This is a genomic window from Mesorhizobium zhangyense (assembly GCF_011045115.1).
Classification (GTDB): Bacteria; Pseudomonadota; Alphaproteobacteria; order Rhizobiales; family Rhizobiaceae; genus Mesorhizobium_M; species Mesorhizobium_M zhangyense.
The window spans coordinates 150756-170358 of record NZ_JAAKZG010000007.1 but is presented as its reverse complement, the minus strand read 5'-3'; the positions used below and the strand labels follow the sequence as shown (position 1 = coordinate 170358).

Here is a 19603-nt window from a genome sequence, read left to right as displayed (position 1 = left end):
GGATTTGCCGCTTCAGGCGCGGCCGAGCTTTTCCGAACCACCGCCGCGCGCAGGGCCGGCGGTCGGATCTTCGTCCTCGGCGAGATCGCCGATGAGCGTTTCGGTGGTCAGGATCAGCGTTGCCACCGAAGCCGCATTGGCGAGCGCGGTGTAGGTGACGCGAACAGGATCGATGATCCCCGCCTCGAACATGTTCTGGTAGCTGCCGGTGGAGGCGTTGTAGCCGTAGCCGCCATTGATGCGTGTGACCTCGGCCACGACGGCATCGGGATCGGCGCCGGCATTGACTGCGATGCGCCAGAGCGGCCGCGAAAGCACCGACTTAACCAGGCGCACGCCTTCGGCGACATCGCCTTCCACGCCGGCCGCCACCTTGTCGAGCAGCGGTGCAATCTGGGCAAGCGCCGAGCCACCGCCGGCGACCACGCCCTCTTCGGAAGCGGCGCGCACCGCGTTCAGCGAATCCTCGATCAGCTGAATGGTCCGCTTCTGCTCCACCGGCGTCACGCCGCCGGCATAAAGGATTGCAGTACCGCCGGACAGTTTGGCCAGCCGTTCGCGCAGCTTGTCCTGATCGATGTTCGGCGGCGAGGCTTCATACTGCCGCTGCACCTGGGCGCGTCGCGATGCGATCGCGTCGTGGTCACCGCCGCCGCGAATGATCGAGGTATACGACGAACTCGTCTTGACCCGATCGGCCGTTCCGAGATCCTCGACGGTAATGTCCTCGAGCCGGCCGCCGAGATCGCGCGCGATCACCTTGCCGCCGGTGATGATCGCCAGGTCCTCCATCATCGCCTTGCGCCAATGGCCGTATTCCGGCGGATGCACGACGAGGTACTTTCCCGGACCCTGCTTGCCGAGCAGCGTCACTACCACCTCAGGCGACATTTCCTCGGACACGATCAGCAGTGGCCGTCCATCCTGATCGGCAATACGGCGCACCGCTTCAAGCTGTTCGGGCTCCTTGATCTTGAGGTCGGTCATCAGGATGTAAGGCCGCTCAAGAACAGCCTCCATCTTCTCCTGGTCAGTCACCATGTGATGCGAGAGATAGCCGCGTTCGAAGGACATGCCTTCGACCACGTCCAGCGTGGTCTCTGTGGTCACGCTGAAGTCGGTGGTGATGACGCCTTCGGCACCCACCCGCTCATGCGCTTCCGCCACCAGCGCGCCGAGCTTGGTGTTGGTCGCGGCAATGTTGGCGACCGAGGCGAGGATGCCGTTGCCCTTGGCCGGCTTGGCCGAGCCCTTGAGCGCGGCCACCACTGCCGCCACGGCAATATCTATCCCCTTGCAGAGATCGACCGATTTGGCGCCGTGTTCATTTGCCTCGATGCCGCCCTGGATGAGCGCGTTGGCCAGCACGATGGCCGTGGTCGTGCCGTCGCCGGCAACCTCGTTGGTCTGCATCGACACCTCACGGACCACCTGCGCGCCCATATTCTCGAAGCGGTCGTGCAGTTCGATCTCGGAGGCGATGCTGACGCCGTCGCGGGTCACTATAGGCGTGCCGATCGGCCGGTCGATCATGGCGTTCATGCCTTTGGGACCGAGCGTCGGCTCGACGGCGGCTGCCAGCCGGAAGACACCGCGGGCAAGCGCACGACGGGCCTCGGAATTGTGAAGCATAATTTTGGGCATGATTCCTCCTTCCGCCTTACGGGCGGGTTGTTGGTTTGGGGCCTCGTGCGAGGGAGGCCGTTGTTTCAGCGCAGTTCAGATGTTTGGAGCGGGCTCGACCGGCACCCGGTCCATGATGAAATCGACCAGCGTCGGTTCACCATCGACCACATCCAATTCCTTGTATCTCGTGTGCTTGAGCCCACGGCAAAGCGCGCCGTTGAACTCCATATTGATACGCACGCCGCGCAGTTCGGCGAGATGCGCGCCCAAGGCGGAAACCGGGATTTTTTGTCCTTCCCACGTCAGGAAAACAGGGTCGCTAGCCCGCCGCGCGGGGAAACGCTCCAGAAGCGCTGCCCGGTATCTCGCCTTCTGCTTGGCTGTTTCTTCCATTCGGAATCGGGCGCGGTCATAGGCAACCAGATCCATGCCGAGAATTTCCTGATCCGGCAGACCACACTGTCTCAGGCTGAGCAGCACCGCTTCCTGCCGCCGCTTGAACGCCTTCATCGCGAACGTTTCGCGCAAGGTGCCAAGATCGAGGTCGCCGGCCAGCTCACCAAATATGTCGCCGAAGGATTTGCCGGCTTCCATGCCGCTATTCACCTCTTCGGCGAACATGTGGTCGTGAAGCGTGACCCGATAGACAGGCGACCAGGATAGCCGGTCGAGCACCTTGCGCACGCCGTCCAGCATGAGGAAGGCGAAGTTGGGCGAGCACCAGTAGGTCGGCAGGCGGAAATCGACTTCCACGCCACCGTCGCCCGCCACTTCCGCCCGCTCGACGAAACCCATCTCGGTTATAGGTTCGTCGAGTTCGGGATCGTTGACCTCGCCGAGGCGCCGCCAGAGTTCCCTCTCGCGGCTGCCGGAAACACTGGCGGTAGTCATCGCCCTACTCCGCCGCGATGCTGAAGGGCGAACTGGCGAGCGCCTTCTTCTTGGCTTCGATATTGATATCGTAGAGGCGCGCGGCGTTGAGCCCGAGGATCTTCTCCTTGATCTCCGGCGTCAGTTCGACGCCGCGCTCGCGGGCGATGTCTTCCGGCAGTTCCATGGCCCACAGCCGCTCGACAAGCCAGCGCGGCGTCCAGATGGCATAGTCCGAGCCGAACAGGATCTTGTCCGGGCCACACCAGAACAGCAGTTCCGCCATGACCTCGGCGAAATAACGCGGACGCGAATGGATGAAGGGCAGCGCCACCGCCAGTCCGGCATATACGTTCGTTTCCTGGACGGCGATCCAACAGAAATCATCGAGGCGCGGCAGGCCGCAATGCTCGACGATCCAATTGAGGTTCTGGAAATCCGTTGCCGCGTAGTCGACGTCGTGGACATCGAACGCATCCTTGTTCAGCGGGATGATCGTCGGGCCCTTGTGAACGTGAACGTTCTTGATGCCGAGCTTCTCGCAGAGTTCGAAGCATTTATAGGCTCTTGGGTCGTTGAGCTTCCAGCCCTTGGAATCCCCGTTCCATTCGGCCGTGTACATTTTCACGCCCTTGATGTCGTAGGTTTCCTTCATGTAGTGGATGTATTCCAGCGCCTTTTCGCCGTCGCGCGGATCGAATGAACCATTGACGATGAAGCGTTCCGGATACCGCTTGGCGACCTCGGCGTTGCGCTCGATCGTGTTGAAGCCGTTCTTGTAGAAGTCCTTCAGATAGGTCGACTGAATGATGGCAACATCGTCCGGTCCGTCGATGAACAGGTCGCGATAAAGGTCGTCAGCGCTGTATTTTTCGAACTTGCTCTTCTCCCACAGCTGCTCCTTGGGGCTGAGTGCGGTGTGGTAGGCGTAGAAGCACTCGACGAACTGCTTGCCATGGATATTTTTCTGGTTCTCCGGGCTGCCGTCCCAGAAATGGGTGTGGCCGTCGACCACGAAAATGTCCTTGCCTTCCGGTGTTCTGTACATTGTTTCCTCCGCAACAATCGGATTGATCGACGCGGCGCGCCGCAGATCAGCAGCGCGCCCGATTTTCTGGCGGCTATTCGATGTACTCGAACATCTCGCCCATATCGCCGAACAGGATCACGGTGTTGTCGTCGACGCGCACCATCCGTCCGTAGTGGGTGGAGGTGTTGACCTCGAAGGTTTCCGCCGTCATCTCGCGCCCGAGATATTCGCTGATCGCGTCCATCTCGAAGATCAGCTTGCCGGTGCCATCGATGCGAATCAGCGCCGGCTGATAGGTGATCGTCACCCCCGGCTTCTGGCCCATGAATTCGGCGATCGCCCTGGCCTCGACGGAGTCGTTCATGGTGACGCCGCACTGGTGCGAAATCGTCTGCTCGAAGGTGATGTCCTTCATCGCCTTGAAGATGTTGGAATGGGTTGCGTCGCGTGCTGCTAGTGACATGACAATTTCTCCTGTGTCAGCGCTTGAGGCCGAGTTCGCCGAGGATCTGGCCAATCCGTTCCTCGGATTTGGCGCGGACATCCGCGAACGCAACCGGCTTTGAATGCGGCATCGACCAGATCGGCTGCAGGCCGGTGGCTGCCTTGTCGGCGAGCGCGCCATGCTTCTTGACCCAGCCCTGGAAAAGCTTGCGGTTGGCCGCGCCATGCTTCTCGTCATTGGCGAGGATGTGCATGAGGTCGATCGTGTTGGCGAGGTTGCGCTCGTAGTCGGCTTCGGCTGCCGAAATCACCGCCGGCGTGATGAAGTCATGGTTGGCGGCTGCGATCTGCATCAGGAAGCCTGAGCGGAACACTTCGCCGACCAGCGGTTCGAAGACGATGTTGATGGCGAAATACTGCTCGAGATAGTCGGTCGCGCCCATGATGGTTTCGACGGCTTCGCGCGTGCCCTGCCAGTTCTTGTCCTCGAGCCAGGCCTTCTTGCCAAGTTCGTCGTCCCAGCCGGGCAGGTCCATGCCGATCTCGGCAAGATAGAGCGTGATGTCCTGGGCAAGCCGCAGCTTGTAGGACGAATTGGTCAGCGTCGCGTTGTTGATCATCTGGGTGTAGCCGTAGCGCTGCGCCTGCATCAACGAAGTGCCGAGCCCGAATTCCGCATGTTTCCAGGCGCCGAGCTGCGTCTGCAGTATCTTGACCCAGGCCTGGTCGAAGGTTTTCGGCGTGCCCGACTTGCGGGCGTTGTTGATGACGCTCTGCACCATCGTCTCGATCTTCGACTGGCGCTGATAGTGCGTGCGTTCCCATTCCTGATCGGGCGCACGGAAAGCGTGCCAGTCGGAGCTTTGAGCGGCGGTGTTTTGTTTGACATAAGCGCCGTTGCCGTCAGCAAAGGAGATGATCCAGTTCTGGATCAGATAACGCTCCGGATCGGGCTGAACATCGACCGTCATGTCCTCATAATGCGTGGCACGCTGGCCTTTCGGATCGAAGTACCGGTATTTCCGGCTGTCGGAGTCGGCGAAAATCGCCGCGCCGGCGGCTCCGGATCCGACTGAACTCGAGGTTGCAGGCATAGTCTTCACTCCCTTGTTGCAGTTTGGTTGCGGTTGCGCGGGCAGCCCTCAATGAGCCGGCGTTGCACCTGCCGATGTGGTGAACTTGTCGAAGAAGATCCGCTCCGTCTCAAACCCGTTCATGAACAGGACCGGCTGAAGCGCGTCGATCATGGGAGGCGGACCACAGGCGTGGACATCACCTTGCCCATCGACCGCCAGTTGCTTGAGCGTGGCATCGACGCTCTGGTGGACGAAACCGCGCTCGCCTTGCCATTCGGCGTCGTCAGCCGCGTGCGACAGCACGGGGATGAAGGTGACATCCGAATTCTGGCCGACGAGTTCGGCAATCCTGTCGAGATAGAACAGGTCGTTGCGGGTCCGGGCGCCGTAGAAGAAGTAGACGGGACGCTTTTCGCCGCTTTTCAGATGGTCGTTGAGGATCGACCAGATCGGCGACATGCCGGATCCGGCACCGACCAGGATCAGAGGTCCTTGCCGTTCATCCCGGCGGAAGCAGGTTCCGTAGGGTCCGACGACGGTGACTTCGGCGCCGGCATCGATTCCTCCTGAATCGAGTTCGCCGGAGAATTTTCCCTCAGGGTATTTTTTGATGATGAAGGAAAGTTTTTGGGTTTGGTCCGGCGTATTTGCCATGGAGAACGAGCGCGTAATCGTCTCCCCTTTTTGCGTTGTAACCGTGATGTCGACATATTGCCCCGCCCAGAACTTCATTGGGGACCCGAGTTCGATTTCGATGCCGCGAATGTCGTGGGTGAGATGCTCGATCTGAGCAATCCGGCCCTTGTAGGTCTTCACGGCGATCGCTTTCGCCAAGATCTCCTCGTCATAGTTGAGAAGCTCGACTTCCAGGTCGGAGTAGGCGATGCAGCGGCACAAGAGTATGTGCCCGCTCTCCTTCTCCATGTCGTTCAGCGCGAAGGTAGAGTATTTCAGCATGTCGACTTCACCATCGAGCAACACGCTTTTGCAGGCCGAACATTGCCCTTCCTTGCAGCCATGCGGCAGGGCGATGCCCTGGCGGAACGCGGCGTTGAGCACCGTTTCGCCATGCTCGACGTCGAATTCGACGTTGACCGGGCTGAGCCTGACCGTGTGGGTTTCCGACATACGGACCTCCAGTGAAAGGAAGGGGGTGGTGAGGCCCGCCCCCTTCTGTCTGATCAGTTGCAGGGGTTGATCGTGAAGCCGGCCCGGTATTCAGCCAGGTGCTTCTCGCGGTCCTCCGGCGACATGGCGCGAAGCGCGTTGAGCGGCGATCCGAGCGTGTTGCCGCGCACGTCGTCGAGCGTCCACATCTCCTTGTCGTCGAAGCGCAGATGCGGCTGCGGAACCAGCGTCTTGCCGTCGGAACGGACGAAGTTCAGGTCCTTGATCGCATCGGCCAGATCCCAGCCGTCATAGAGCGTCTCCCACTCGCGCTTGCCGCTGAAGCGGCCCATCGCGGGCGTCGGACGGCCCTCATACTCGTCTGCGAAGGCCACTGTGGCGGTCCACTTGTCGAGTTCGTGGGCGAAGGTGTGAAGCTGGCCGTCGATCTCGCCGACCACCATGTCCTCGCGAATCAGGCAGGGAACGAGGCAGGACCAGCAACGGTGCGGGTAGACGTAGCCGACGTCGCTGTTGAACAGCAGCACCTTCTCGCCCTTGTGGCTGAGCTTGGCGTACCATTTCCAGAAATCGCCGAATTCGGCATACCAGCCCGGATACTTGTGCTCGAACCACTCGAAGTCCTTGTCGGTCTGGGCTTCGATGCGCCAGAAATTGACCGGCCAGCCGACCGCGAAGAACTGCCCGACCTTGTGGACGTAGTTCTTCTTGGTGATGCGTTCCCAGGCAGCCTGGACATCGTCGTGATGGACCTTGATGCCGTATTTCTCGAGCGGCAGCATGTAGGTGCGGTAGTAGTCCTCATAGATCCAACGGTGCCACATCTCCGCGTAAGACTCCTTGTTCTTGTCGCGGTTGGTGGTGCCGTATTCGATGAAGGTGCCGATGGCGGCATCGACGATCGCGTGGTTCTGCCAGAAGGCGTAACGCAGGTCGCGCTCGAGCAGCAGGTGGTTTTCCGGCTCCTTGAGTGCAGCCATCAGCAGCGAGTGGCCGTTGCCGATATGCCGGCTTTCGTCAGACTGCACCGACAGGAAGACCGTCGGCAGCGCATAGTCGCCGTTGCGGGCGGCTTCCGAAGGCATGGCGACGAACAGCGTGTTGGTGAATGCCGTCTCGGCCACCACGGTCAGGTACATGCAGGCGGCGGTCATGGTGTCGCCGGTGATGAACCCCTCGGCAAACTGACGGCCGATGGTCGTTGCGTAGCATTTTCCGAAGGCTTCCTCGGTGATGTCGAAGCCGGCCGGATCGATGTAGTTCTCCATGTACCATTTCTTCAGATTCATCTGGATCGTCGAGTGCCGGAACTCGTCGATCATCTGCATGGTGAAGCCGGTACGCAGCTCTTCGCCGGGTGCGATACGCGCGACCATCGCCATCGAGCGGGCCGCGGAAATTTCCGGGAAGGGAATGATGGCCAGGAAGAGTTTCATCCACTCGACCCAGCGCGGTTCCACGTTGCGGAACATGTCGCCGCGCAACGCCGCATCGAGCGCGCCGTAGACGCGATTGTCCTTTTCTTCCTGCATCGGGAAATAGGACCGCAGAACCTGCTTCATCGGGTCGCGCGGTGTCTTGTTGATCTTGTAGTCCGTCGGAAACGTCATCGCTTCCTGGACGTAAGAAGGGTTCCAACCGAGATCGGAAATCTTCTTGGTTGCCTCGCCGACGGATATTCCGCGCTGCGAGGTAATCTTGTTGAGCGTCAGAGACGTCATAGTCATAAGCCTCCACCAGGTTTAAGCCGCGGGCCTGTCGACCCCGGCATGAAGCGGTGCACGGCACCGCCAGTGAAAGTGCGAGCGGCATGACAATGGATCGCGCCTTCAGGCACGACTTGCGTCCGGCCATTCAAGTGGATCGCGGCAAAGGTATTCGAGGCGTTTTGCAGGAGGTCCGCCGGGCGCCGCACATTGCTGCGGGCGTATCGAAGCGGATAGTCTTTACCCCTGCTCCCTCCATTCCTTCGTTCTTGTGGCACCGCGTAAAACGCGGTGGGCTTCTTATGCAAATTGGTGAAGCAAAGGCCGTGCCAGTTTCAAATCGCGCCGCAGCCCGACACCCGCGATGAATTCGCAACTCTTTTTGCAAACAATAATTCAGTCAACTGTAACGTTATTTTACATTTGTATATTACGCTTGTAACTGCAAACAGCCTTTTCGCATATGCGATATATTAATTAGCATGTGCAATATAATTGAAATTATAAATCATATATTCAATTCAGCGTGTTTCTCTACTATTTGAAGGTGAAGCCCTGAGGCGTCGCTGCGCAAGAAAGAGAAATCATGCCGAACAATAAGGACAGCCGAGGGCCGCCCTCTCCCATGTCGGATCAGGCCAATGGGGTCACCGGCGATCTTGTCAGGCTGATGCCGCGCGACCTGGTCTTCGTCATGCGTTTCATGGGCGAGAGTCAGTACCGCCTTCAAAGCCACTTTCAGGACTTCATCCGCGCCGAACTGGCCGCCGGCGGCGTCACGGCCGAGACGCATCCGATGATCCATCTTTTCATAGAGAGCCATGCGATCCTGTTGCGCGACTTCGTGTTTTCCGGCGTTTCGCTGTCGCGCCAGTTCCGCGTCGACGAAATCGAGCGGCTCACCGGCGACACCACATCGATGATCCGCGTCGACATTTGGGACCAGCTCAAGAGCCACATCGAAACGGCAGAAAAGCAGTTCCAGTCGCAGGCTGACGGCTTGCCCGGCCTGCTGACGGCTTTCGAAAAGCCGGACGGGCCGATGCCCGGGAAGAAGTAAGAGGAGGTCTAGATGGAGGATAAAACTGCCGCGCGTGAAGCACTGCTGGTTCGCCGGCTGGCTCTCGTCGCCAATGTCTCCGCACTCACCGCCGAGGCGCTGCGGCTCAACCAGAAGCGCGCCGGCATCGATATGGATGTGCTGCGCCTGGAACTTGAAATCGGCAAGAACGGTACCAGCGAGCAACTGGTGCGGGATTTGCATGAGGCACAAGAGAGCGCCGAGGCGATCATGCAGGAATGCGCGGCGTGCGAGGAACGCATCATTGCTGCCGAGAGCGACGTCGAGGACGTGGATCGCAGGCTCGCAGCGACAGAGGCGGACTGACAAAGGGAATGGCCATGAACCAGCAGGCGATGCAAAATCTGACCTTGTTCGATCTGCTGGCCCGAAGCTGGCGGCGTTCATCGGCCGTCTCCGACCTGTGCTTCAGCACCGATGGCGCAACTGTTGCCTTCACATGCGTAGACGGAACCGTCGCCATCGCCACAGTGGCAGACCAGGAACCGCCGGAATCGCGGATCAGGGTGAGCAACGATCTCGGCCAGACGACCATCCGCCCGCGCGAAAAGCCGCCGGTGCCGTTGGTCGCTACTGCAGCACTGGCCGATGGCGATGTGCCGCTCACTGCCTATCTGGACTCAGGGTTTCTGATTGGCACGCCTGCAGGCGAAGTGCTGCATCTGACGGCCGGCGGCGAAATCGCGGAGACCCTGTTCAAGATCGACGGTCCGATCGTGGCCATCGACCACAGCGCCGGCGCGGGTATGACAGCCGTCAGCAATGGACACGATATCTACCTGTCGCGCGGTCACGACGATGCCGTGAAACTCGAACAGCGCGAGGCATCGCCCACAGGTACACTCTCCTTTTCGCCCGAGGGGCAGCATCTGGCCTGCGGTTCCGGTAATGGGCTGTCGATCTGGTCGATCGAAGGCAACGCCGCGCCGATGCGCCACATCTCCCTTTCCGTGCCCCCGGTTTCGATCCGCTGGAGCAGCGACGGCTCGTGGCTGGCCTGCGGGCTCGAAACAGGAGGCTTTTCTCTGGTCGGCTTGGTCGATGGCCGCAACGGCATCGTCGCGGGATTTCCTTCGCCAGTAAGGAACGTGTGCTGGAGTTCACCGGCTAGTGCCCTGTTTGCGTCGGGCGCGTTCCGCATCGCCGGCTGGTCGATGGCGGCGCCGCCGTTCGATGGAGAAACTTCGGGCGCGCTGGAGACGGGTCGCGCCGGGCTCGTGCTGCTCGAAACGATAGCGGCGCATCCGGAGAAAAAACTCGTCGCCGCAGGTTGTGCCAACGGCCAGATCACCATCGCCCAGATCGGCACGCGTGATGAACTTCTCGTCAGGCCGTTGGGCAGCGCGGTGACAGCACTTGCCTGGTCCGGCGACGGGCATCATCTGGCGATGGGCACTGTCGACGGCACCGCCGCGATCGTCACCTTTCCAACGCAGATGTTCAAATAGCGGAAGCACGCCACATCAAACAGGAGGATGAAATGCAGACCGAACTTACTCCCGAAGAGAAGAGCAAGGACGTCTTCTTCGAAAGGCTGGCCGAACTGTCGGAAGAGATGGTGGCCAAGCACGGCAAGGATTTCAGCATGGGGGCCTTGGTGCTTGCCGCGCGCTGGATCGCCGAAAACCGCATTGGGCAGTTGAAGACCAACTAGGGCTCGGCTCCGTAACTGGGATGAACTCCTCCATGCCTCCCACCTCCGTCCCAAGCTTGCTGCTCAGCCGTCGCGATGCCCTAATCTCTGCCTCGGCACTTGCCGCGAGCTTCGCCTTTCCGCTGGCCACCGCGCATGCTGCGGAGCTGCGGGACGGGCTCTCGGATCTGTCCTAAGTCGGGCCATCACGTCCCCCAGCCGAGCTTCGAGCAATGCGCGATGGACGACCATAATGATGCGGGACGTCCACTCGCTATCACTCTGCGGCAGGTTCCCAGGCACGCCCAAAATCCCAGCCTGCCGTAATCGCATTCCTTTGCATCTTATACGACTTCTGTATGCGGCGAGATGAAACCGATTGCGACAAACGAGCGTGCTCTGCAGCGGATTGAAGGTTCTATCGAAGGACATTGATAGTCGATGACGGTAAAAGAAGTCATCAATGCGTATTTGCGCGACGATGACTGATGCCCTACCCTTCACGCGCAGACGTTGCACTTTGGCATGGATTCACCGGTGGACCTGAATGCTGATCATTTTTGACTGCACATTCGGTCCTCTAGCCTGGCGCTTGCGTTATCCCTCGCGCATTTTCATGACCAACTGAAAATGCGGTCGCGCCGTTACCGCAGCATACCATCTGGCGACCGACGGATACCGCTCGAATAGCGCGGATGCGTTGCGCGCATAAAAGATCACCATGGCAACATTGACATCGGCCACGGTGAAGCGAGACCCGACGAGATAGCCGGTTTTCGACAAAGCTGTTTCCAGTACCGAGAATGGCGCATCGAGATGTTCGACGGCAGCCTGTGCCTTCGGCGTTTGCTGCCAGTCCTCACTCTTCGCCATGCTGCTCTCGTGAACGGTGATGGCGTAGGCTTCGCACTCGTTGGTTGCCCAGAATGACCACATGGTCATCTGCCCCTCCTCGCCCAGATCGACCGGCCCCAACGGTCCGCCGTATTTGCGGCCGAGATAGAGATTTATCGCCATCGATTCCCAGATCGTCACATCACCGTCGATCAGTGCGGGAATGCGGCCGTTCGGATTGATCGCCAGGAATTCCGTGTCGCGGGAGGTCACTTCGTCAGGCAAAGTCTTGTTGTAGGTCTGGACGATTTTTACATGTTCGAACGGTATGCCGAGTTCAGCCAGCAGCCAAAGGTTGCGCATCGCACGCGAGCGCGCGATGCCGTAAAGCTTCAAACCGGTCGTGGTTGCGGCCATGGAATTCGTCCTGATTGTATTTCCGTTGCCACGGATCTGGCTGTGCGATCAGTAGGTAGCGCGGCCGCCCGACAGATCGAAAACCGCTCCCGTCGAGAATGAGCAGTCATCCGACGACAGAAAGCTTATCATGGCCGCGACTTCATCAGGCCGGCCGAAGCGGCCCATGGGGATTTTCGACTTGGCCATTTCGAGTGTCGCCGGCGCCATCTGCTTGAGAAGCTCGGTCTCGACAGCCGAGGGCGCGACACTGTTGATGCAGATGTTCTGCTCCAGATACTCGCGTGCGATGGCCTTGGTGAAGGCGATCACGCCAGCCTTTGCAGCCGAATAGCAGGATACGGTCGGAACGCCCTCTTTGCCGGCCATCGATGCGATGTTGACGACGCGTCCGTATCCGGTCCTTGCCATCTCCGGCACAACCGCCTTGCAGGTCAGAAACACGCCAGTCAGATTGATGGCGATCACCTTGTCCCAGAGATCGAGAGGATAGTCCTCCATCCGATGGTTCGATCCGGAAAAACCTGCCGAATTGACGAGGATGTCGATCCTGCCGAATTCGGCGATCGCGGCCTTGGTTGCAGCCACTACGCTGGCGTTGTCCGTGACATCGACGACAGCACTGCGCCAATCTGCGTGTTCGGTGATAACCGCACTTAGCCTTGTTGCATCGAAATCCCAAAGGATGATCTGTGCACCTTCCGAAGCGAGGCGAAGGGCGATCGCCATGCCTATGCCGCCGCTGCCGCCGGTGATGACGGCGATCTTTCCGTGATGATCGTTCTTGTTCATGTTCATCTCATCTTCAGGAGGCAACAGTTGCAAAGGCGCGGTCGAGATCGGCGATCAGATCATCGACATCTTCAAGGCCCACATGCAGCCGGACGCCGGCGCCCGGATAGGCATATTGGGTGACAGTCCGCGGCGGGTCGATCGGCATGACGAGGCTTTCGTAGCCACCCCACGAGCCGCCGAGAGCAAACAGTTTCAGCGCGTCGATGAAGGTCCGGCGCGATCCCGCAAATTCCGGCTTGAGCGCGAATGCAAACAATCCCGATGCGCCAAGGAAGTCGCGTTTCCAGATTGCATGACCCGGATCGCCCGGCAGCGCGGGAGACATGACCTGCGTCACTTCCGGCCGCGTCTCGAGCCATTCGGCAACCCTGATCGCTGCGCCGCCCTGCTGCCTCAGCCGCACACCGAGCGTGCGCAGGCCGCGCAGGGCAAGATAGCAATCGTCCGGGCTGGCGACCTGCCCCAGATCCAGCGTCGCAGCCTTCAGGCGTTCATAGCAGGCCTCGGTCGTGGTCGCGACGCCCAGCATGGCATCGGAATGGCCGGTTACGTATTTCGTGGCGGCATGAACCGAAACGTCGACACCATGATCGAAGGCGCGGTAAAGAAGCGGCGTCGCCCAGGTGTTGTCCATGACGACCACCGCACCATGACGGTGCGCGACGGCGGCGATAGCAGGGATATCCTGCATCTCGAAGGTCATCGAGCCGGGAGCTTCCGTGTAAACGACACGGGTCTGCGGCCGCATCCTGGCTTCTATGCCGCTGCCTATGCCGGGATCGTAGAACTCGACTTCAATGCCGAAGCGCTTGAACATCGTTCCTGAAATACGCCGGACCGGACCGTAGACGGAGTCGGGAACGAGGACATGGTCGCCCTGCCCGGCGAAGGCGAGAATGGCGGTGACGCAAGCTGAAACGCCCGAAGGGTAGACGAAGGCTTTGAACCCGCCCTCGAGCTCGGCCATGGCTTCCTGCAGCGCCTTGCTGGTCGGCGTCCCGTAACGGCCATAAAACAGGTCCGGCTCGTAGGTCGACGCCTGTTCGCGATGCTTGCGATCCCACTCGTCCATGTTCTGGGAGATAACGGTGGAGGTTCGATAGACCGGCGTATTCACCGCACCGCGAAAGTTTTCGGGATGACGGCCGGCATGGACAATACGGGTATCGTCTTTCATAGGATGGTACTTCCTGTATCTCTTACCGGGTTCATCAGGCTGATTTCTCGCCGCATCTTTCCAGCACGCGGCGCATGGCGGCCGCGCCGCGGGCAATTTTCTCCGCAACCGGAAGGCCGGCTGTCGCAAGACTTGGCGTCTCGATACCGAGTGTCAGATTTCCGGGGAGTGCGGCAACGAATTCAGGCAACCACAATTCACCTTCGCCCGGCAGCATGCGCTGCTGGCGTGTTTCCAAAGGAAGATTCTCGAGGCTGGGTTGCTTCAGGGGAGCATCACAGAAATGCGCGAATGCGAACAGCTTCGGATCGACCCCGGCAAGGTCGCGCGGGTGCCCGCCCGACCGGCTCAGATGGATCGCATCGATCAGGAGCCGACCATTCGGCTGATCGGCCAACTTTAGTATATTGAGCGCCTGGTCGAGCGTCTTGAGCAGCGACAGTGGAATGAATTCCAGCGCTACGCAGAGCTCGTGTCGCGCCGCCAGTTCGCACAGTTTCGCATACTGCTCTGCCGCCTGGACCGGCTCTTCAACATACATGTTGGCGATCACATGGGCCGCGCCCAGCTCCACACCGGCCGCTAGCGCCGGCTCGAAGACCGCGAAATCGGTGTCCTCGCGGATGATAATCGCCTCAATGTCGTTCAGCCGGATGTTGCGGGCGCCCAACTCGTCTTTCAGCTCCCGTATCGCTAGGGGATTGCCGGAAACGGGGGCCACGACATCGCCGGGGCGGGGCGCGATGATCCTCAAGCCAACGGCATCGAGGCCAGCGCCCGCCGCTCCGGCGATCAACTCGGAAGGAGTGGCCTCGAGCGCCGTCAGATGCGCAACGGAAAGCTGACGTTGAACGGCACCGGCCATGGCAGAAGTCCTAGTTCACCGGAGAGAAACTGGCGGGCACGAAAATTTCCGACCGCATCGACGCCAGGTGCGGCGGCGCGCCCACCGGAGGCCAGACTTTTTCAGCGACCGTCTTCGCACGGATTGCAAGGCGCTCATCAAGGCTCTTGTAAGGCCAGATGTGGACGATGCGCGGGATTTCGCCGCCGACCGCATACATGAAGGACAGGAGTTGCGAATAGGCCGACCTCGGGCCGACGGCATTGGTCCAGGCGTCCAAGGTCGGAGTGAGCCCGCCCGGCTTGAGCTTGTATGTACGGACCTCGAAGATCGGGCCCGCGGCGCCCGGCAGGATATCCGGCAATCCCTTGAGCGGCGTATAGGCATCGGTTTCCATCGAAACGATGAGGCTTCCAATGCCAAGCGGGTTGTCGCTGTAGAGAATGGCTTCGCGATCGGCGGGGATATCCGCGATCACATCATAGCCGTGAACCAAGAGAATGCGCGAGAGTTCGCCGATTTCCGCTACCCAGCAGGCAAGGAAAACACCCTTGAGTGGCGACGACTTGAGCCACTGTTCAATGCCGGCAAGAGCCTGTTGCATGCCTGTCGGTGGCACAGTGATGTAAGTGAGATTGTAGCGGAGCATTTCATAATTCCAATTTCAGCAGTGCGCCGGAACTTTTCATACCGCCCCATCAAGTTCAACAAGATTCTCCATTTTTGTTGTGATTAATATGACTAGTTCCATATATCACAACAAACTGCTGGCGATCGCCTCAATCCGCGATCTTGCGGCCGTCGAAAAGCTCCGATCCGATTGCCGCGCCTGCGAATGTACGGTGAAGTCTGACAATGCGGGGTGTCATTGTTGCTAATAACACAAAGGCCCGTCGTTCAGCGCGTCGGGTCAAAGACGCGCATTATCCCTCGCCTAGATGAATGACTGCGTCAGTTCTTTCAGTTTCCGGCCGAGATCGGGCAATTCCTCACGCTGTATCCGCACGGTCGGGCCTGAAACGCCGATAGCACCCACGACCATACCCTCCTTGTCCCGCAACGGCGCGGCGGCGCATCTGATACCTATGTGATACTCTTCATCGTCGAGGGCATATCCCTGCGATTTGATCAGTTGCAGAAGCTCGGCGAATTTTTTGGGGTCCGTCACCGTATGCTCGGTTCTCTGCTGCAACTGCCGGGGTATCGGCGTCAGCGTCGTCGCCAGAAGCACTCTTCCCATGGCGGTGCAATCGAGCGGGGCCAGGGTTCCAGCCGGGCGATCAACCCGGAGCGGCGACTGCGCGTCGATCGTATCTACATAAAGCACATGCTCGTCGGCGGGAATCGACAGATGTACGGCCTCACCCGTTTCGGCTGCAAGCCGCATCAACAGCGGCCTTGCCCTTTCGCGCAGGCTGCGATCCGGCCTTTGCACACTTGATCTGCCAACAAGCTTTTCGCCAAGCTCGAAGGAACGCCCCTCGCCCGGCCTGGCATATCCGGACACGCACAGCGTCTGAAGCAGCCGTGAGGCGCTGCCCTTGTCGACACCGAGATGCGAAGCCAGCGCCGTGGTCCGGACCGAGCCATGCTTCATCAGGTAGTCCAGAACGGCGAGGCCTCGCGCAAGGGTCTTGACCTCGGGCTGCGCCGAAGATTCACCCGTCTCATCCGCGATATCACGCTTTGCCCGCATTTATTGCTCTCCTTGCAGCCCAATTCTCAGGAATTCATTCCACATTGTTGCTATATTTGCAAATATTATTGTTTGTTGCATTTTTCTTTTGACTCCCCGCCCCCAGTGCCATTACGTGCAACACCGGGAGCAAGAATGCACCAAAACTGTCTCAAGGGGAGTTATATGATGCTAAATTATTCGAAATCTACCGGAATTGTTGCTATTGCTGCAACTCTGGTCAGTGGGCTGGCTGCACCGTCTGCACATGCAGGCGAGGTTCTCGACAAGATCAAGGACCGGGCGCGTGTCACCGTTTGCACCAATGTGAACAATCCCCCCAACGTTTTTCTCGACTCCTCCGGCACGGCCAAGGGCATGCAGGTCGACCTCATGGAAGACATGAAGGGCCAACTCGGCAAGGTCGTCGGCAAGGACCTCGCCATCGAACTGGTGCCGACCTTGCCGGCCAACCGCGTCGAATTTCTCGACCGTGGCAAGTGCGACATGATCTTCACGTCGCTGACGGTCACGCCGGAGCGCCAGAAGCTGATCCAGTTCGTGGAGCCCTACTACTACGCCGCCGGCCCTGGCCTTCAGACCAAGAAGGGCGTCGAGCTGAAAAGCTGGGACGACGTTCGCGGCAAGCCGATCTGCAGCAATCAGGGCTCGAGCTGGAACGTGCCGCTGGAGCGTGACTACGGCGTCACCATCGTGGCCTTTCAGACCCAGCAGGAAGTCGATCAATCGCTTCGCGACGGCCGCTGCATCGCCCTCGTTTCCGACGACAGCTATCTCCAGGCCCGCTTCCTGACCGACAAGGACGGCGTGTGGAAAGACTTCGAGATCCAGAAGCTGCCGGCTTTCTCGGAAGGCCCCTGGGGTCTGGCGGTCAAATTCGGCGATGCCGACCTTCAGAAGGCGCTCTCGGACATCACCACCGAATGGCACGCTTCCGGCAAGGTGATCGACACCGCCAAGAAGTGGGGCTTCACGCCGCCGAAGTTCTCCTACGACATGCAAGACAAATACAAAAAGCAATGAGCGGACAATGGAATTGATCGCTCAATTCTTCGAGGAGCTCTACCACCGCACGGGGTGGAACTTCTCGGTCCTATACAATGCCTGGGAAGCCAAGAAATACGTCAATGGCATCTACATCGCGTTGGAGCTGGCCCTTTGGGGCCTGCTCGGCGCGATGATCATTGGCGCATTGTGCTGTTTTCTTAGGCTGGTGCGTTTCGCGCCCCTGCGCTGGCTGGTTACCGCCTATATCGAGTTCTTCAGGAACACACCGGGTCTGGCGCAACTCTATTTCCTGTTCTTCGGACTCGGTTCCTACTTTCAACTGAGTACCTATGGACAAAACGGCGAGCCGCCATTCCTCAGTCCTTTCAAATTCGTGGTGATCGGCCTGTCTCTGCAATATGGCGCATTCGTCGCCGAGATATTGCGCGCCGGCATCGAGGCGGTCCCGAAAACGACGAAGGAGGCTGCCGAAGCACTGGGCTACGGTCGCTGGGCTGCGCTCTATCACATCGTCATGCCGCTGGCTTTCCGGATCAGTCTTCCGGCCCTGGGCAACAACATGGCGCAGATCGTGAAGAGCACTGCAATGGCCTATGCCATCGCGGTTCCGGAAGCTCTTTATGTCGCGCATGAAATCTGGACCGAGCATTTCAACGTGATCGAAATGATGAATGTCGTCCTCCTCACCTACCTCGGGATGATGTGGATATTCACGCTGATCGTCAGGCTGATCGAGCGCTGGCTGCATGTGCCGGGGATGGGAAGATGACGACTATTGTGTCCTGGTTCGATCCGGGAAGTGTCTGGGCGATTCTTATCCCGTGGTTCCCGCTGATGTTGAAAGGCTTCGGCCTCAACATCGCCATCTCGGCCCTCAGCATGCTGATCGGCATCTTTGCCGGTGCGGTTCTCGGCGCGTTACAGATGTCGAAGATCAAGGCCATCGGCGCGCCCGCGCGATTTCTGACGCTGTTCCTGCGAAACAGTCCCTGGCTGGTCATCGTCTTCTATGTGATGTTCCTGATGCCGTTCGAAATGCGCATAGGTTCGCACTGGATCTCGTTCCCCGACTGGGTAAAGGCAGTGGTCGCCTTCTCCCTGCCGGTCACGGGTTACATTTCCGAGATCGTCCGCGGCGGCATGCGCTCCGTTCCCACCACGCAATGGGAAGCCGCGGCAGCCCTCGCGTTCGGCCCGGTAAGAACAGCTTTTTCGGTGATCCTGCCGCAAGCGTTCCGGCAGATGCTGCCGCCGACAATGAACCTCTATTGCTCGGTTGCCATGGCGACTTCGCTTGCCAACATCGTTGGCGTGCAGGAGGTCATCACCGTCACGCAAACCATTCTCACGACGGAGACGAAGCCCGGCCTGATCCTGCCTGCCTATGGCACCACGCTGGTCTTGTTCTTCCTCTACGTCTTTCCAATCTCGCTTCTGTCCCGCCGGCTGGAGAAGATCTGGGGCAAAGGAATTCAGAGATGAAAGCAGAAAACGCCACTCCCCAGGTCATCCTGAAAGATGTCCGCAAATCCTACGGTCAACTCGAAGTCCTCAAGGGCATATCGATGTCGGTCAACAGATCCGAGATCGTTTCTATCATCGGGCCGTCGGGATCGGGCAAATCGACCATCCTGCGCTGCATCAATGCGCTGGCGCCGGTCAACGCCGGTTCAATCAACGTCGCCGGCATAGAGGTAAACGATCCGAAGCTTGACGAGCGCGCATTGCGGCGGCGCGTGGGCATGGTGTTCCAGAGCTACAATCTCTTTCCGCACCGGACCGTTCTGCAAAACATCATGATGGCCCCGTTGCAGGTGCTGAAGCAGAACCGCGCCGACGTGGAACAGCGGGCTCGCGCTTTGCTTGCGAAAGTGCGGCTTTCAGAGAAGGAAAACGCCTATCCGGGCGAGCTTTCCGGCGGCCAGCAACAGCGTGTCGCCATCGCGCGCAGCCTGTGCATGAACCCCGAAGTCATGATGTTCGACGAGGTCACTGCAGCCCTCGATCCGGAAACCGTGAAAGAGGTTCTGACCACCATACGCGACGTCGCCGCAGAAGGCATGACCTGCATTCTCGTCACCCACGAGATGCGGTTTGCCCGCGAGATTTCCGACACCGTCTATTTCACCGACCAGGGCCGGATCGTGGAAAGCAACAATCCGAAGGATTTCTTCGAGAACCCGCAGGATGACCGCACCAAGGCGTTCCTCGACAAGGTTCTTTGAACGGGCACAAGAC

The 19603-nt window shown here is 59.5% G+C and carries 21 protein-coding genes; 8 read left to right on the top strand and 13 right to left on the bottom strand.

What is annotated here, in order from left to right; genetic code table 11:
• Positions 1-12: 12 nt before the first annotated feature.
• From G6N74_RS18255 to G6N74_RS18225, 7 genes are all read right to left on the bottom strand, one after another.
• The gene (locus G6N74_RS18255) at positions 13-1644 is read right to left on the bottom strand and encodes a molecular chaperone GroEL (protein WP_165119376.1); all 1632 of its coding nucleotides are present in this window, start codon (positions 1642-1644) and stop codon (positions 13-15) included.
• Positions 1645-1719: 75 nt separating this feature from the next.
• Positions 1720-2517: an iron-sulfur cluster assembly protein gene (locus G6N74_RS18250; RefSeq protein ID WP_165119375.1), complete on the bottom strand. Its 798-nt coding sequence runs from the start codon at positions 2515-2517 to the stop codon at positions 1720-1722.
• 4 nt (positions 2518-2521) lie between these two features.
• Entirely contained in the window at positions 2522-3544 is a 1023-nt protein-coding gene (locus G6N74_RS18245) for an amidohydrolase family protein (RefSeq protein WP_165119374.1), read from the bottom strand.
• A 73-nt stretch (positions 3545-3617) separates the two neighbouring features.
• Positions 3618-3989: an MmoB/DmpM family protein gene (locus G6N74_RS18240; protein WP_091913101.1), complete on the bottom strand. Its 372-nt coding sequence runs from the start codon at positions 3987-3989 to the stop codon at positions 3618-3620.
• A 16-nt stretch (positions 3990-4005) separates the two neighbouring features.
• Positions 4006-5064, bottom strand: coding sequence for an aromatic/alkene monooxygenase hydroxylase subunit beta (locus tag G6N74_RS18235; protein WP_165119373.1), 1059 nt, complete (start codon positions 5062-5064; stop codon positions 4006-4008).
• Between the two features lie 48 nt (positions 5065-5112).
• The gene (locus G6N74_RS18230) at positions 5113-6174 is read right to left on the bottom strand and encodes an NADH:ubiquinone reductase (Na(+)-transporting) subunit F (protein ID WP_165119372.1); all 1062 of its coding nucleotides are present in this window, start codon (positions 6172-6174) and stop codon (positions 5113-5115) included.
• Positions 6175-6227: 53 nt separating this feature from the next.
• Positions 6228-7901 carry an aromatic/alkene/methane monooxygenase hydroxylase/oxygenase subunit alpha gene (locus G6N74_RS18225; protein WP_197716844.1) on the bottom strand — a complete coding sequence of 558 codons (1674 nt, stop codon included), beginning with the start codon at positions 7899-7901 and terminating at the stop codon, positions 6228-6230.
• 565 nt (positions 7902-8466) lie between these two features.
• Between G6N74_RS18225 and G6N74_RS18220 the strand changes: the two genes are divergently transcribed.
• The 4 genes from G6N74_RS18220 to G6N74_RS18205 are packed head-to-tail and all read left to right on the top strand — an operon-like array spanning position 8467 to position 10615.
• Positions 8467-8940: a hypothetical protein gene (locus G6N74_RS18220; protein WP_205826743.1), complete on the top strand. Its 474-nt coding sequence runs from the start codon at positions 8467-8469 to the stop codon at positions 8938-8940.
• A gap of 12 nt (positions 8941-8952) precedes the next feature.
• Complete coding sequence (locus tag G6N74_RS18215) at positions 8953-9267, top strand: hypothetical protein (RefSeq protein ID WP_165119371.1); 315 nt, start codon at positions 8953-8955, stop codon at positions 9265-9267.
• Between the two features lie 14 nt (positions 9268-9281).
• Positions 9282-10409: a WD40 repeat domain-containing protein gene (locus tag G6N74_RS18210; RefSeq protein WP_165119370.1), complete on the top strand. Its 1128-nt coding sequence runs from the start codon at positions 9282-9284 to the stop codon at positions 10407-10409.
• Positions 10410-10441: 32 nt separating this feature from the next.
• The gene (locus tag G6N74_RS18205; RefSeq protein WP_165119369.1) at positions 10442-10615 is read left to right on the top strand and encodes a hypothetical protein; all 174 of its coding nucleotides are present in this window, start codon (positions 10442-10444) and stop codon (positions 10613-10615) included.
• Between the two features lie 576 nt (positions 10616-11191).
• Here G6N74_RS18205 and G6N74_RS18200 read toward each other — a convergent pair.
• From G6N74_RS18200 to G6N74_RS18175, 6 genes are all read right to left on the bottom strand, one after another.
• On the bottom strand, positions 11192-11845 hold the full coding sequence (locus G6N74_RS18200) for a glutathione S-transferase family protein (RefSeq protein ID WP_165119368.1): 654 nt from the start codon (positions 11843-11845) through the stop codon (positions 11192-11194).
• Between the two features lie 48 nt (positions 11846-11893).
• Positions 11894-12637, bottom strand: a complete 744-nt coding sequence (locus tag G6N74_RS18195; protein WP_165119367.1) for an SDR family NAD(P)-dependent oxidoreductase — start codon at positions 12635-12637, stop codon at positions 11894-11896.
• A 13-nt stretch (positions 12638-12650) separates the two neighbouring features.
• A complete protein-coding gene (gene metC / locus G6N74_RS18190) occupies positions 12651-13817 on the bottom strand; it encodes a cystathionine beta-lyase (protein WP_165119366.1) in 1167 nt (388 codons plus the stop codon).
• A 34-nt stretch (positions 13818-13851) separates the two neighbouring features.
• Positions 13852-14613 (bottom strand): sugar phosphate isomerase/epimerase family protein, encoded by a 762-nt coding sequence (locus G6N74_RS18185; RefSeq protein ID WP_165119365.1) that lies wholly within the window; start codon positions 14611-14613, stop codon positions 13852-13854.
• A 79-nt stretch (positions 14614-14692) separates the two neighbouring features.
• Complete coding sequence (locus G6N74_RS18180; RefSeq protein ID WP_165119364.1) at positions 14693-15310, bottom strand: NIPSNAP family protein; 618 nt, start codon at positions 15308-15310, stop codon at positions 14693-14695.
• Positions 15311-15595: 285 nt separating this feature from the next.
• Positions 15596-16357 (bottom strand): IclR family transcriptional regulator, encoded by a 762-nt coding sequence (locus G6N74_RS18175; RefSeq protein WP_165119363.1) that lies wholly within the window; start codon positions 16355-16357, stop codon positions 15596-15598.
• A gap of 165 nt (positions 16358-16522) precedes the next feature.
• Here G6N74_RS18175 and G6N74_RS18170 point away from each other — a divergent pair, with 165 nt between their 5' ends.
• Genes G6N74_RS18170 through G6N74_RS18155 form a run of 4 tightly spaced genes read left to right on the top strand, consistent with a single transcriptional unit; the run spans position 16523 to position 19590 of the window.
• The gene (locus G6N74_RS18170) at positions 16523-17380 is read left to right on the top strand and encodes a transporter substrate-binding domain-containing protein (protein ID WP_205826742.1); all 858 of its coding nucleotides are present in this window, start codon (positions 16523-16525) and stop codon (positions 17378-17380) included.
• Between the two features lie 7 nt (positions 17381-17387).
• Positions 17388-18134, top strand: a complete 747-nt coding sequence (locus G6N74_RS18165) for an amino acid ABC transporter permease (protein WP_165119362.1) — start codon at positions 17388-17390, stop codon at positions 18132-18134.
• The gene (locus G6N74_RS18160) at positions 18131-18847 is read left to right on the top strand and encodes an amino acid ABC transporter permease (RefSeq protein ID WP_165119361.1); all 717 of its coding nucleotides are present in this window, start codon (positions 18131-18133) and stop codon (positions 18845-18847) included. The genes G6N74_RS18165 and G6N74_RS18160 overlap by 4 nt, the downstream gene beginning before the upstream one ends.
• Positions 18844-19590, top strand: coding sequence for an amino acid ABC transporter ATP-binding protein (locus tag G6N74_RS18155; protein WP_165119360.1), 747 nt, complete (start codon positions 18844-18846; stop codon positions 19588-19590). The genes G6N74_RS18160 and G6N74_RS18155 overlap by 4 nt, the downstream gene beginning before the upstream one ends.
• Positions 19591-19603: the final 13 nt, after the last annotated feature.